Source organism: Agrobacterium sp. LEGMi-208b, from assembly GCF_059511785.1.
Map to the genome: position 1 here is coordinate 150,860 of NZ_CM183445.1, position 13,152 is coordinate 164,011.

Sequence of the window (13,152 nt, forward strand, 5' to 3'; positions counted from 1 at the left end):
GGTAGCGCCTCCTGCCGATCTCCCCCCTTGAGGGGGAGATGCCCGGCAGGGCAGAGGGGGGTAAACCACACACACCTCGATCCGCTATAAACGGGCAACCTCCTGAAAACCAACAATTGGAGCGGCGGACAAGTCCTCAGGAGTTTTTGTCAAGACAGCCGCAAAGGACTGTGGCACATCGCGGGCAAATGCGAATGCGGATGTGACATGACATGAACAACAGAACAGGTCTCGGTGTTTTTTACGGCGTGCTGGCGGGTGCGCTCTGGGGTGGCATCTTTCTCGCGCCCAAACTCGTGCCGGATTTTTCCGCCCTGCAACTCTCGACGGCGCGTTATCTCACCTATGGGCTGATTTCCCTCATCATCGTCGGACCGCGCCTGAAACGGGTATCGGCCCATTTCGGCGCGCGGGAATGGTTCGCGCTCGGCTGGCTCAGCATGATCGGCAATATCGCCTATTACGTCTTCATATCGACGGCGGTGAAGCTGAGCGGTGTTGCCTTTACCTCGATCATCATCGGTTTCCTGCCCGTCGCCGTCACCATCATCGGCAGCCGCGATCATGGCGCGGTGTCGCTGAAGCGGCTCTGGCCATCGCTGGCCTTCGGCGCCATCGGCATTGTCGGCATTTCCTGGCAGTCGCTGACGGAAAACGATACGGGGCTGGATGTGTCCCGTATCATCGGTCTTGCCTGTGCGCTGGGGGCGCTGGCCTCATGGACAGCCTTTGCGGTCGGCAATGCCCGCTGGCTGTCGCGCCTTCACGATGTCAGCGCCGATGACTGGAACATGATGACAGGTGTCGTGACCGGCGGCCTTGCGCTGGCGCTCGCCATTCCGGCCTTCGCCTTCGGCGGAGAAAGCCACAGTTCAGGAGACTGGCTGCATTTCGCCGCCATTGCCGCCGGACTCGGGTTCACCGCCTCCATTCTCGGCAATGCCTTCTGGAACCGTATGAGCCGCATGCTGCCGCTCACCATGGTCGGGCAGATGATCCTGTTCGAAACGCTGTTTGCGCTGCTTTACGGGTTTTTGTGGGAAGGTCGCGGCCCAACACTTATCGAGGTCGTGGCAATATGTTCCGTGGTACTGAGCGTCGTGCTGTGCATGCGGGCGCACCGGCCTGAGAAGGTTGCGGCCTAAATGGGATGGTGGGGCATTCTGGAGATTCTTCTTCCGTCATACCGGCCCTGAGCCGGTATCCAGCCAGCCCAAGTCCTTGGGCTGAAAAGACTCTCCCAGCCGCGCAGACGCGCGACGGCTGGATTCCGGCTCAAGGCCGGAATGACGGAGTAGGTAGATTGCACCACGTGGGCGCAATCCAATCGTCCTAACGCCTGCTTACTCAGCAGCCGCCAGCAGCTTCTTTTCGCGGGCCGCACGCAGCCGCTCGAAATCGTCGCCGGCATGGTGGGAAGACCGTGTCAGCGGGCTGGAGGAGACCATCAGAAAGCCCTTGGTATAGGCAACCGTCTCGTAGGACTTGAACTCTTCCGGCGTCACGAAGGCCTCGACCTTGTGATGCTTGCGGGTCGGCTGCAGATACTGGCCGATGGTCAGGAAGTCCACGTCGGCGCTGCGCAGGTCGTCCATCAGCTGCAGCACTTCGTTGCGCTCTTCACCGAGGCCAACCATGATGCCCGATTTGGTGAACATGGTGGGGTCCAGCTCCTTGACGCGCTGCAGGAGGCGCACGGAGTGGAAATAACGCGCGCCGGGGCGAACCGTGAGGTAATTGCCCGGAACGGTTTCCATATTGTGGTTGAAGACGTCGGGCTTGGCGGCCACGACACGCTCCAGCGCACCGGGCTTTTTCAGGAAGTCGGGCGTGAGGATTTCGATGGTCGTCGTCGGAGACGCGGCACGGATCGCCCAGATGACTTTTTCGAAATGTTCAGCGCCGCCATCGGCGAGATCGTCGCGGTCGACCGAGGTGATGACGACGTGGCTAAGGCCCATCTGCTTGACGGCCTTGGCGACGTTTTCGGGCTCGTCCATGTCAAGCGCATTGGGCTTGCCGGTCGCGACGTTGCAGAAGGCGCAGGCACGGGTGCAGATTTCACCCATGATCATGAAGGTCGCGTGTTTCTTGTCCCAGCATTCGCCGATATTCGGACAGCCGGCTTCCTCGCACACCGTTACCAGCTTGTGTGAACGCACCAGTTCGCGCGTCTCGTGATAGCCCTTGGAGGTCGGCGCCTTGACGCGGATCCATTCCGGCTTGCGCATGACCTCGGTATCGGGCCGATGCGCCTTTTCCGGATGGCGGATGCGTTTTTCGTCGGACGATGTCCTGTCGAGAATAGTGACCATTAAAAACCTGCTTCCATCGCCTGTAGCGATCTAAACACCTGTTGGCCGGATGCTTTAGAACAATTCCAGAAAAAGCGTAAGCCCCTTCCGGTCATGCGGCCCGTTAGCGCCGCACCAGCTTTGCCACAAACAGCAACAGGCTAGCGCCAAGGAAAGACGTGACGAAGTAACCGAGCCTGCTGTCCTGCACGAAGACATCGAGGGTGCGAAGGACGGCGACGGCGACAACCGAACCGACAATCCCCAGAATGATGTTCATGAAGATGCCGAAGCGCATGTCCATGAGCTTGCCCGCAAGCCAGCCGGCGAGACCGCCGATGATGATTGCTGCAATCCAGCCTACACTTTCCATTCCCACGCTCCCTGAAAGAACCGGTCCCTTAAGTGGCCGGTATCGAGACATATGGGACACCCGGCAAGGTTAGACAATGCCGGGCATCACGCGGCACTTATGCGTTCAGCACACGCCCATAGGCGTCGAGCACGCTTTCCTTCATCGATTCCGAAATAGTCGGATGCGGGAAGATCGTGTGCATCAGGTCTTCTTCCGTCGTCTCCAGATTCATGGCGACAACGAAGCCCTGAATGAGTTCGGTTACTTCCGCACCGACCATGTGGGCGCCAAGCAGCTCACCGGTCTTCTTGTCGAAGATGGTCTTGACCATGCCCTGGTCTTCACCGAGCGCAACGGCCTTGCCGTTCGCCGCAAAGGAGAATCGGCCGACGCGGATGTCGCGGCCCTGTTCCTTCGCCTTGGCTTCGGTGAGGCCGACCGAGGCGACCTGCGGGTTGCAATAGGTGCAGCCCGGAATCTTGAGCTTGTCCATCGGGTGAACATTCGGCAGGCCGGCGATCTTTTCGACGCAGATGACGGCCTCATGCTCGGCCTTGTGGGCGAGTAGCGGCGGGCCGGCGACATCGCCGATGGCATAAATGCCGGGCACATTGGTCTTGCCGTAACCGTCGATGACGATGAAGCCGCGATCGGTCTTCACGCCGGCAGCCTCAAGGCCGATGCCTTCGATATTGGCGACGACGCCAACGGCGGAAATCATCCGGTCGGCCGTGATCTTCTCGGAAGAACCGTCCTTCTTCTCGAGCGTCGCGGTGATGGAGTTCGCGCCCTTCTCGACCTTGGAAACCTTGGTCTCCAGATGAATTTTCATGCCCTGCTTTTCAAGCTGCTTCTTGGCGAAGGCGGAGATTTCCGCATCTTCAACCGGCATGACCTGGCTCATGATCTCGACGACGGTGACATCGACGCCCATGGTGCGGTAGAAGCTGGCGAATTCGATGCCAATCGCGCCCGAACCCATGACGAGCAGCGACTTCGGCAGTTCTTCCGGCTTCATCGCCTCGAAATAGGTCCAGATCAGCTTGCCATCGGGCTCGATGCCGGGCAGCGCGCGCGGGCGGGCGCCGGTGGCAACGATGATGTGCTTGGCAGTGTAAGTCCCCTCGCCCAGCGTGTTCTTCGGCACGGGACCCTGCGGCTGAACCACCGGCTTGGTGGACTTGCCGACAACGATTTCGCCCGGCTTGGTGATCTTGGCTTCACCCCAGATGATATCGACCTTGTTCTTCTTGAACAGGAAACCGACGCCATTGTTCATGCGAGCGGCAATGCCGCGCGAGCGCGCCACGATTGCCTTGACATCAGGCTTGATCGAACCTTCCAGCGTCAGGCCATAATCCTTGGCGTGGGTGGCGGTGTGCATGACATCGGCGGTGCGCAGCAGGGCTTTGGTCGGAATGCAGCCCCAGTTGGAGCAGATGCCGGCCAGATGCTCGCGCTCCACGACGGCAACCTTCATGCCGAGCTGGGCTGCGCGGATCGCGGCAATATAACCGCCCGGTCCCGAACCGATGATGATGACGTCATAAGATTGAGCCATTGGAAATCCTGCCTTGTCTTGTTCGGATGACGGTAAACCGCCCCGAAACGAGAATGATTGTCAAAGTCCGAGCATCATGCGGACGACGGGCTCCAGCCCGCGGCCGATGGCCCGCGTGTTTTCAGCATCGAGATGGACGCCGTCCACCGGCGTCGTGCGGGCGACGGACCCGGCATCGAAAAATCCGCAATCGAGGTCGTCGGCAAGGTCCCGGTAAACGGAAGCCAGCATCGCCGATTCATCGATCGCATCGCGATAGATCGCGCCCATCACGGGGTTCGCCGTTTCGCAAAGCGGCGGCGGCGCGACGATCAGCACGTCAGGCGCTTCCCAATCCGGCACCTGCCAGACATGGTTGCGGGTGAGCTTTATCAGCCGCTCGATACCCTTCATGGCGACGATGGCCGATCCATGGATCGACGGTTTCATGTCATTGGTGCCGAGCATGATGATGACGAGATCAAGCGGCGCGTGGCTGTGCAGCAGCGTCGGCAAAAGCCGCGCGCCATTGCGGTCGCAATCGGCCGTCAGATCGTCATAGGCGGTGGTGCGGCCGCCAAGACCTTCGTGGATCACATGCACGTCGGGACCGAGCGCCTTTTGCAAGACGCTCGGCCAAAGATCGTCATGGCTGTGCCGGCCACCCGTTTCCGCATTCGAACCCCAGGTCAGGGAATCGCCAAAGCAGAGGACCGACTTCACCATCTCACGCTCCGATCAAACCAGCATGCCCATCGGGTTTTCTATGTAGCGCTTGAAAGCGCCGATCAGTTCGGCTCCGAGCGCGCCATCGACGCAGCGGTGGTCGGTCGACAGCGTGACCGTCATGACATTGGCGATCTTGATCTCGCCGTTCTTCACGACTGCCCGCTGTTCGCCCGCACCGACAGCCAGGATGGTGGCATGCGGCGGGTTGATGACAGCGGAGAAGCTTTTCACGCCCATCATGCCCATGTTGGACACGGCGGTCGTGCCGCCCTGATATTCCTCGGGCTTCAGCTTGCGCTCTTTCGCGCGCTTGCCGTAGTCCTTCATCTCGTTGGAGATGGTGGAGAGCGACTTCTCTTCCGCCTTGCGGATGATCGGCGTGATCAGGCCACCCGGAATGGAAACGGCAACGCCGACATCCGAATGCTTGTGCTTGACCATGGCGCTTTCCGTCCAGGAGACGTTGGCGTCAGGCACGTCACGCAGCGCCAGAGCGAGCGCCTTGATGACCATGTCGTTGACCGACAGCTTGTAGACCGGCTTGCCGTCCTTTTCGGGAGCAGCCGCGTTGAGCTGGGCGCGCAGCGCCAGAAGCGTATCCAGTTCGCAATCCACGGAGACGTAGAAGTGCGGAACCGTCTGTTTGGATTCGACCAGGCGCTTGGCGATGACCTTGCGCATGCCGTCATGCGGCACCAGCTCGTAGGAACCCGGTTCGAACAGCTTGAGAACCGCTTCGTCCGACTGACCCTTGGCGAGTGCCGGAGCCGGTGCACCTGGCGATGCTGCGGCGGCCGGAGCAGCCTTTGCACCGCCGGAAGCGACAGCCTTTTCCACGTCGGTCTTGACGATGCGGCCATGCGGGCCGGAACCAGAGACGGACGAAAGGTCGAGACCGGCTTCCTTGGCAAGACGGCGGGCAAGCGGTGAAGCGAAGATGCGCTCGCCGGACTTTGCAACCGGGGCCGGCGTGGGAGCAGCAGCCTGCACAGCAGCCGGTTGCTCAGCCTTGGCCGGAGCAGCCTCTTGTTTCGGTGCTTCTGCCTTGACTTCCTGCTTCGGCGCCTCGGCCTTGGCCGGGGCGGCAGCACCGCCCTTTGCCGCTTCGGCGACATCCTCGCCATCAGCGGCGAGGATTGCGATCAGAGCATTGACCTTGACGGCTTCGGTACCAGCAGGAACGACCAGCTTGGCAACGGTGCCCTCGTCCACGGCTTCCACTTCCATGGTCGCCTTGTCGGTCTCGATCTCGGCGATCACGTCACCGGGTGCGACCTTGTCGCCTTCCTTGACCAGCCACTTGGCCAGATTGCCCTCTTCCATCGTCGGAGAAAGGGCAGGCATGGTGATGTTGATAGGCATGACTAGTCCCCCCAAACGAGATTATATTGTTCCAGCTCTTCAGGATGTTCCGCCAGCCGATCCAGCTGCGACGGCGAGACCTCGATATATCCGGCGACATCGTTCAGCCATTCGCTCACGGCGCCGATGACGCCGATATACTCACGCGGGACACCGGCAATCACATCGCCTTCACCGTCATTGATAACAGCCCAAAAGACGACGCGCTCGAACTGAGGAGACCCTTTGGAACCTAGAACACGATACCAATTTTCAGTTGCGGGGAGGATTTGTTTTATTTTACTCAAAATCACCTCCCCTTATTTGTAGCAGACGGTTTTGACAGCCTGAACGACTTCGTCAACATTCGGCAGAGCCAGCTTTTCGAGGTTTGCCGCGTAAGGCATCGGAACATCCTTGCCGGCGATCGTCAGGATCGGCGCATCGAGATAATCGAAAGCGGCGCGCATGACCTGGTTGGCGATGAAGTCACCGACCGATGACTGCGGGAAACCTTCCTCGACGGTCACCAGACGACCGGTCTTCTTGACCGATTCGATGACGGTGGGCAGATCCATCGGGCGGATGGTGCGCAGATCGATCAGTTCGACATCGATACCGAGCTTTTCGAGTTCCGCAACCGCCTTGATCGCGTAGGTCATGCCGATGCCAAAGGAAACGATGGTCGCATCCTTGCCCTTGCGGTGAATGCGTGCCTTGCCGATCGGCAGCACGAAATCATCGAGCTTCGGCACTTCGAAGCTCTGACCGTAGAGAATTTCATTTTCCAGGAAAATGACCGGATTCGGATCGCGGATAGCCGCTTTCAGCAGACCCTTGGCATCGGCTGCCGTGTAAGGCATGACGACCTTGAGGCCCGGAATATGGCTGTACCATGCGGCATAACATTGCGAATGCTGCGCGCCGACGCGGGCAGCAGCACCGGACGGACCACGGAACACCATCGGTGCGCCCATCTGGCCGCCCGACATGTAAAGCGTCTTGGCCGCCGAGTTGACGATCTGGTCGATCGCCTGCATGGCGAAGTTGAAGGTCATGAATTCGACGATGGGGCGCAGGCCCGTCATCGCAGCGCCGACGCCGATACCGGCAAAACCATGCTCGGTGATCGGGGTGTCGATGACGCGGCGCTCGCCGAATTCCTGCAGCAGGCCTTGAGTGATCTTGTAGGCGCCCTGATATTCGGCGACTTCTTCACCCATGACGAAAACTTTTTCGTCGGCGCGCATTTCTTCGGCCATGGCGTCGCGCAGTGCTTCACGCACCGTCGTCATCACCATTTCCGTGCCTTCAGGAATGTCAGGATCGGCTGCGACATCAATCTTCGGCGCGGCCGGAACCTTTGCGGCTTCCTTGTCAGCGCTCGGCTCCTCAGTCGCTTCGCGGGTCTTGCCGCCGGCGGCGTCCGAACCGGAATTTGCGGCTTCGGCCTTCGGCTCTTCCTTCTTGGCAGAGGAAGAAATGTCGTCGGCGCTTTCGCCTTCCTGAATGAGCACGGCGATCGGCGTATTGACCTTGACGCCTTCGGTGCCGGCATCGATCAGCAGCTTGCCGATCACGCCTTCGTCCACGGCTTCCACTTCCATGGTCGCCTTGTCGGTCTCGATCTCGGCAATCACGTCGCCGGAAGTGACCTTGTCGCCTTCCTTTTTAAGCCATTTGGAAAGCGTGCCTTCCTCCATGGTCGGGGAAAGGGCGGGCATAAGAATTTCTACAGGCATGGGTTTCCCTTTCCCGATCAGAGCAGAATGTCGGTGTAGAGCTCGGAGACATCCGGCTCGGGGTCGTTCTGGGCGAAGTCGGCGCTATCGGCGACGATATCACGGACATCCTTGTCGATGGCCTTCAATTCGTCTTCGCTTGCCCAGCCATGGTCCAGAAGCCGTGCCTTGACCTGCTCGATCGGGTCATGTTCGGAGCGCATCTTCTGCACTTCGTCCTTGGAGCGGTATTTCGCCGGGTCCGACATGGAGTGACCACGGTAACGGTAGGTCAGCATTTCCAGGATGATCGGGCCTTTGCCGGAACGGCAATGTTCCAGCGCCTGGTCGGCGGCGGCCTTGACGGCGCGCACATCCATGCCGTCCACCTGAACGCCGGGGATGCCGAAGGACTGGCCGCGCAGCGAATAGTTCGACTGGGCGGTGGCGCGGGCGGTCGAAGTGCCCATGGCGTAACGGTTGTTCTCGACGATATAGATGATCGGCAGTTTCCAGAGAGCAGCCATGTTGAAGCTCTCGTAGACCTGGCCCTGGTTGGCCGCGCCGTCACCGAAATAGGTCACGGAGACATTGTCGTTGCCGCGATATTTGTTGGCGAAGGCGAGACCGGTTCCAAGCGAAACCTGCGCGCCAACGATGCCGTGGCCGCCGTAAAAATGCTTCTCCTTGGAGAACATGTGCATGGAGCCGCCCTTGCCCTTCGACAGGCCGCCCTTGCGGCCTGTCAACTCGGCCATGACGCCACGCGCGCTCATGCCCAAGGCGAGCATGTGGCCGTGGTCGCGGTAAGCGGTGATAACCTGATCGCCTTCCTTCTGCGACATCTGCATGCCGACAACGACGGCTTCCTGGCCGATGTAGAGGTGACAGAAACCACCGATGAAGCCCATGCCGTAAAGCTGGCCTGCCTTTTCTTCGAAACGGCGGATCAAAAGCATTTCGCGGTAAGCGTGAAGCTCTTCGTCCTTCGAGAAGTCCGGGCTGTTCTTGCCGGTGAATTCGGTTGCGGACTTTGCCGTGGTCTTGCGGCCGGATACGGTCGCTGGTTTTCGCGGCGCCATTCATCCCTCCCTGAGTTGCCGTTTGAATGGATAGAGTGGCGCGTACCATATGCAAGAAAATGCCATGCAGCAATGCTTTAAACGCATGGCACATATTCACGCTAAGATGCTGTGAATAAATCAAAAATGTTAAATTAACCTGATTTCGGTTAATTAGAAATATGTGTTCATGATGACGATTTCATCCGTGCGGGACATATTCAGCTGGTAGCGGGAAATCTCGTCGATCATGTCGCGCTCAAGCGAACCGTCGCTCAGCAATTCCACCTGCCGCTCCAGCGCCACGCGCGCCTGCGTCAGCTTGGCAAGCTCAGCCGTCCGGGTAATACGCTGCCGCTCCAGCCGCTCCGTCGCCTGCAGGCCGAAGTCGCCATGGATGGAATGATAACCGAAATAGGAAAGAAAAGCGATCGTGATGGCCGGAACGATCAAACGGCCGAATCGTCTTTTTTTATGATGTCTGGTCCACATGCCGGAGAGAAGCCTTAAAACGCATAACCTTTGAGTCTCAAGACTAAGCCGGATTGTTTAACTATCCGTTGACCTTAAATTGCAATCGGCAAGTGGGCATGAAAAAGCCCGCCGGAGGGCGGGCTGAAAAAGGCGGCGATGTCAGATAAATCTCGTCATGCCGGACTTGATCCGGCATCCAGCCACGGCGCGTCTGCGCCGTGAGAGGAGTCTCTCGCGATCAAGGACTTGATCGCGCTGGACCCCGGATCAAGTCCGGGGTGACGGAGCGAGGATGGTATCCATCGCCCCTCAAACGAGCCCACCAAGCTGGCGGAAGACATCGCGGAATCCGGGCGAATTACCCGCGCAGGATCGAACGACCGGCGTAAGCAGCCTGCGGGCCCAGCATTTCCTCGATGCGGATCAGCTGGTTGTACTTTGCGAGCCGGTCGGAACGGGCAAGCGAACCGGTCTTGATCTGACCGCAGTTCGTGGCAACGGCGAGATCGGCAATGGTGGAATCTTCCGTTTCGCCCGAACGGTGCGACATGACGGCGGTGTAACCGGCCTTGTGCGCAGTTTCGACCGCATCCAGCGTCTCGGACAGCGAACCGATCTGGTTGACCTTGACGAGGATGGAGTTGGCAACGCCCATCTTGATGCCGTCACGAAGACGCGCCGAGTTGGTGACGAAAAGATCGTCGCCGACCAGCTGGCACTTGTTGCCAATCAGATCGGTGAGCGCCTTCCAGCCGTCCCAGTCGTCTTCAGCCATGCCGTCTTCGATGGAGATGATCGGATATTTGGCAACGAGTTCGGCCAGATATTCAGCCATCGCGCCGGATTCCAGCGTGCGGCCTTCGCCTTCGAGAACGTATTTGCCATTCTTGAAGAATTCCGTCGATGCACAGTCGAGGCCGACATACATGTCTTCGCCCGGACGATAACCAGCCTTTTCGATCGACTTCATGATGAAATCGAGTGCTGCCGGTGCGCTTTCGAGACCGGGGGCAAAACCGCCTTCGTCACCGACATTGGTGTTGTGACCCTGAGCGGACAGTTCTTTTTTCAGCGTGTGGAACACTTCCGAACCCATACGCACGGCTTCGCGGATGTTTTCCGCGCCAACCGGCAGGATCATGAATTCCTGGAAGTCGATGGGGTTATCGGCATGGGCGCCGCCATTGATGATGTTCATCATGGGAACCGGCAGCAGATGCGCGTTAGGGCCACCGACATAACGGTAAAGCGGCAGGCCGGACGCTTCAGCCGCAGCCTTGGCGACGGCAAGCGAGACGCCAAGGATGGCGTTGGCGCCGATGCGCGACTTGTTCGGCGTGCCGTCAAGCGCGATCATCGTCTGGTCGATCTGGATCTGGTTTTCGGCATCGAAACCGCCGATGGCGTCGAAGATTTCCGTATTGACGGCTTCTACCGCCTTTTCCACGCCCTTGCCGAGATAACGCTTGCCGCCATCGCGCAGCTCAACCGCTTCATGCGCGCCGGTGGAGGCGCCGGACGGAACGGCCGCACGGCCCATGGAGCCGTCTTCGAGATAGACATCGACTTCAACGGTCGGGTTGCCGCGGCTGTCGAGGATTTCGCGCGCGATGATATCGGTAATGGCAGTCATGGTCTCTCCCTTGGGAATGGAACAGATATTTTCCGTCGCCTGTCTTAGACGATGGCGAAGAAATTACAATGACGGCGGGCGGCAGAAACGGCCCGCCCGCCATTAAAATCGATTGGCACGGACCGTGCCCGCCGTAGCGCCCCCGCCCCTCAGGCTTTGGTGATGGCGTCGAAAGCAAGCAGCTTTTCCAGCAGCTTCGGCATGTCCTTCAGATGCACCATGTTGGGGCCATCGGACGGTGCATTGTCCGGGTCCTCATGGGTTTCGATGAAGAGGCCTGCGACGCCGACAGCAACCGCCGCCCGCGCCAGAGTCTCGACGAATTCGCGCTGGCCGCCCGTTGAGCCGCCCTGCCCGCCCGGCTGCTGAACCGAATGCGTGGCGTCAAAGACAACAGGCGCACCGAGCGAAGCCATGATCGGCAAGGAGCGCATGTCGGAAACAAGCGTGTTGTAACCGAAGGAGGCGCCGCGCTCGCACAGAAGCACATTCGGATTGCCGCTCTCATTCAGCTTGGCCAGCACGTTTTTCATGTCCCAGGGGGCGAGGAACTGGCCCTTCTTGACATTGATGACGCGGCCGGTTTTCGCGGCGGCGACGAGAAGATCGGTCTGGCGGCTGAGAAAGGCCGGGATCTGCAGCACATCCACCACTTCGGAAACGATGGCGCACTGTTCTTCGGTGTGAATGTCGGTCAGAACAGGAAAGCCGAATTCCTTCTTGAGATCGGCGAAAACCTGCATGGCGCTCTCAAGGCCGATGCCGCGCTTGCCGGAAAGCGAAGTACGGTTCGCCTTGTCGAAGGACGACTTATAAACGAGCCCGATCCCCAGCTTGTCGCAAAGCTCCTTCAGAACGCCAGCGATCATGAAGGCATGTTCCCGGCTTTCCATCTGGCAGGGGCCGGCGATCAGGGAAAATCGCTCTGTATTGGAAAAGGAAACCGAATTGGCGCCGTCGCCGGCGGTGACTTTGAGATTGTTCGTAACGCTCATCATTTTTCCTCGAAGGCGAAGGCAACGCCCTGACCGGGTGCTGCGGACACCACCAGACGGCCGTCCGCTTCTGCGCTGGAGACGCCATTAGCAGTAAGCACCGCTTCTGTCACGGCAAGATCGTCAACGGAAAAGACGATGCCCGCGCCGTGCAATCCGCCGCCGCTCCACTTATTGGCGTTCACGGGGGCATTTACGGGTTCATCGCCGAAGGCCGGTTTTCCGGTTAGTCTTATGCGTGCATTGCCGGTTGCGAAAACCACATCACCATCCGCAGACAGCGTGCCGGCACAGCCAAAAACCGTTTCGATCAGCCGGGGCGAATCCACATCACCGCCGTAAGACAGCACGATCTCGCATAGCCCGGTAGTGCCGTTGGCATGCCGCTCCAGCGCCACGCGGTCACCCGGCAGGGCCTGCAGCCGCTCACAACTAAACAGGAAGAAATCCGCCGCCGGCCCACTTGCCGCAAAGGCGAGCCGAAAGGCCGCCTCGCTTTGCGAACCGTCCGGCATCTTGACCGGACGTGAAAATTCGAAGACTTCGCCCGCCGAAAAACCGGAGGCAACGAATCTGCCATGATCGGCCAAAGCGTCCTCCGTCGCGGCGACAAGAGCGGAAAACCCCTCCTCTCCGGCATGATTGCGGAAGGCATGGTCCCTTGCGGTGAACACATCTCCCCTGCCGATTGAGGCGATATACTTATCCGGCTCAGCAATTGCTAGGGGCTCCAGATAGGTGCCGTCTGAGAAAAAAACGCAGGCATTCTGGGTGCCGAAGGGGTGGAGAGCGGTGGGCGCGACCGTGAATCCAAGGCTCGCAAGGCGATCTGCGGCAAGCGTAAGGACCTTCACGGGCAGAACGAGGTGGTCGACACGGTGGGGCTTCGTCATTGTCGTGCTTCCTGCTTGTCAAGTCCGGCAGGACCATGCCGAACAGTCCGGACCGCAGAAAAGCACAATTGTGCGCTTTCAGGCAAATCATCAAAACAACAGATAGCGGCTTCACG

13 protein-coding genes are annotated in these 13,152 nt (G+C 59.5%); 1 reads left to right on the top strand and 12 read right to left on the bottom strand.

Annotation, left to right across the window (positions count from 1 at the left end; genetic code table 11):
• Positions 1-212: 212 nt before the first annotated feature.
• A complete protein-coding gene (locus AC5YUO_RS00770) occupies positions 213-1,145 on the top strand; it encodes a DMT family transporter (protein WP_496153931.1) in 933 nt (310 codons plus the stop codon).
• A gap of 198 nt (positions 1,146-1,343) precedes the next feature.
• Here AC5YUO_RS00770 and lipA read toward each other — a convergent pair whose 3' ends face one another.
• The 12 genes from lipA to AC5YUO_RS00830 form a co-directional block, all read right to left on the bottom strand.
• Positions 1,344-2,315, bottom strand: a complete 972-nt coding sequence (gene lipA, locus AC5YUO_RS00775) for a lipoyl synthase (RefSeq protein ID WP_046800214.1) — start codon at positions 2,313-2,315, stop codon at positions 1,344-1,346.
• Positions 2,316-2,418: 103 nt separating this feature from the next.
• Positions 2,419-2,667 (bottom strand): GlsB/YeaQ/YmgE family stress response membrane protein, encoded by a 249-nt coding sequence (locus AC5YUO_RS00780; RefSeq protein WP_006312479.1) that lies wholly within the window; start codon positions 2,665-2,667, stop codon positions 2,419-2,421.
• Positions 2,668-2,764: 97 nt separating this feature from the next.
• Entirely contained in the window at positions 2,765-4,210 is a 1,446-nt protein-coding gene (lpdA, locus tag AC5YUO_RS00785) for a dihydrolipoyl dehydrogenase (protein WP_496153932.1), read from the bottom strand.
• A gap of 60 nt (positions 4,211-4,270) precedes the next feature.
• Positions 4,271-4,915: an SGNH/GDSL hydrolase family protein gene (locus AC5YUO_RS00790; protein ID WP_496153933.1), complete on the bottom strand. Its 645-nt coding sequence runs from the start codon at positions 4,913-4,915 to the stop codon at positions 4,271-4,273.
• A gap of 12 nt (positions 4,916-4,927) precedes the next feature.
• A complete protein-coding gene (locus AC5YUO_RS00795) occupies positions 4,928-6,280 on the bottom strand; it encodes a pyruvate dehydrogenase complex dihydrolipoamide acetyltransferase (protein ID WP_496153934.1) in 1,353 nt (450 codons plus the stop codon).
• A 2-nt stretch (positions 6,281-6,282) separates the two neighbouring features.
• Entirely contained in the window at positions 6,283-6,567 is a 285-nt protein-coding gene (locus AC5YUO_RS00800; RefSeq protein WP_496153935.1) for a hypothetical protein, read from the bottom strand.
• Positions 6,568-6,579: 12 nt separating this feature from the next.
• Positions 6,580-8,001: a pyruvate dehydrogenase complex E1 component subunit beta gene (locus AC5YUO_RS00805; protein ID WP_496153936.1), complete on the bottom strand. Its 1,422-nt coding sequence runs from the start codon at positions 7,999-8,001 to the stop codon at positions 6,580-6,582.
• A 17-nt stretch (positions 8,002-8,018) separates the two neighbouring features.
• Complete coding sequence (pdhA, locus tag AC5YUO_RS00810; protein ID WP_174008359.1) at positions 8,019-9,062, bottom strand: pyruvate dehydrogenase (acetyl-transferring) E1 component subunit alpha; 1,044 nt, start codon at positions 9,060-9,062, stop codon at positions 8,019-8,021.
• A gap of 153 nt (positions 9,063-9,215) precedes the next feature.
• Complete coding sequence (locus tag AC5YUO_RS00815; protein WP_004441601.1) at positions 9,216-9,533, bottom strand: FtsB family cell division protein; 318 nt, start codon at positions 9,531-9,533, stop codon at positions 9,216-9,218.
• 340 nt (positions 9,534-9,873) lie between these two features.
• Positions 9,874-11,148, bottom strand: a complete 1,275-nt coding sequence (gene eno / locus AC5YUO_RS00820; protein ID WP_065115527.1) for a phosphopyruvate hydratase — start codon at positions 11,146-11,148, stop codon at positions 9,874-9,876.
• 149 nt (positions 11,149-11,297) lie between these two features.
• Positions 11,298-12,143: a 3-deoxy-8-phosphooctulonate synthase gene (gene kdsA, locus AC5YUO_RS00825; RefSeq protein WP_059762556.1), complete on the bottom strand. Its 846-nt coding sequence runs from the start codon at positions 12,141-12,143 to the stop codon at positions 11,298-11,300.
• The gene (locus tag AC5YUO_RS00830; RefSeq protein ID WP_496153937.1) at positions 12,143-13,036 is read right to left on the bottom strand and encodes a VOC family protein; all 894 of its coding nucleotides are present in this window, start codon (positions 13,034-13,036) and stop codon (positions 12,143-12,145) included. The genes kdsA and AC5YUO_RS00830 overlap by 1 nt, the downstream gene beginning before the upstream one ends.
• Positions 13,037-13,152 lie beyond the last annotated feature (116 nt).

Excerpts from the sequence above, each read along its gene's own strand:
- lipA (WP_046800214.1), bottom strand. The coding sequence starts at position 2,315 with ATGGTCACTATTCTCGACAGGACATCGTCCGACGAAAAACGCATCCGC.
- AC5YUO_RS00770 (WP_496153931.1), top strand. The coding sequence starts at position 213 with ATGAACAACAGAACAGGTCTCGGTGTTTTTTACGGCGTGCTGGCGGGT.
- kdsA (WP_059762556.1), bottom strand. The coding sequence starts at position 12,143 with ATGAGCGTTACGAACAATCTCAAAGTCACCGCCGGCGACGGCGCCAAT.
- eno (WP_065115527.1), bottom strand. The coding sequence starts at position 11,148 with ATGACTGCCATTACCGATATCATCGCGCGCGAAATCCTCGACAGCCGC.
- AC5YUO_RS00815 (WP_004441601.1), bottom strand. The coding sequence starts at position 9,533 with ATGTGGACCAGACATCATAAAAAAAGACGATTCGGCCGTTTGATCGTT.
- AC5YUO_RS00790 (WP_496153933.1), bottom strand. The coding sequence starts at position 4,915 with ATGGTGAAGTCGGTCCTCTGCTTTGGCGATTCCCTGACCTGGGGTTCG.
- AC5YUO_RS00795 (WP_496153934.1), bottom strand. The coding sequence starts at position 6,280 with ATGCCTATCAACATCACCATGCCTGCCCTTTCTCCGACGATGGAAGAG.
- lpdA (WP_496153932.1), bottom strand. The coding sequence starts at position 4,210 with ATGGCTCAATCTTATGACGTCATCATCATCGGTTCGGGACCGGGCGGT.
- pdhA (WP_174008359.1), bottom strand. The coding sequence starts at position 9,062 with ATGGCGCCGCGAAAACCAGCGACCGTATCCGGCCGCAAGACCACGGCA.
- AC5YUO_RS00830 (WP_496153937.1), bottom strand. The coding sequence starts at position 13,036 with ATGACGAAGCCCCACCGTGTCGACCACCTCGTTCTGCCCGTGAAGGTC.
- AC5YUO_RS00805 (WP_496153936.1), bottom strand. The coding sequence starts at position 8,001 with ATGCCTGTAGAAATTCTTATGCCCGCCCTTTCCCCGACCATGGAGGAA.
- AC5YUO_RS00780 (WP_006312479.1), bottom strand. The coding sequence starts at position 2,667 with ATGGAAAGTGTAGGCTGGATTGCAGCAATCATCATCGGCGGTCTCGCC.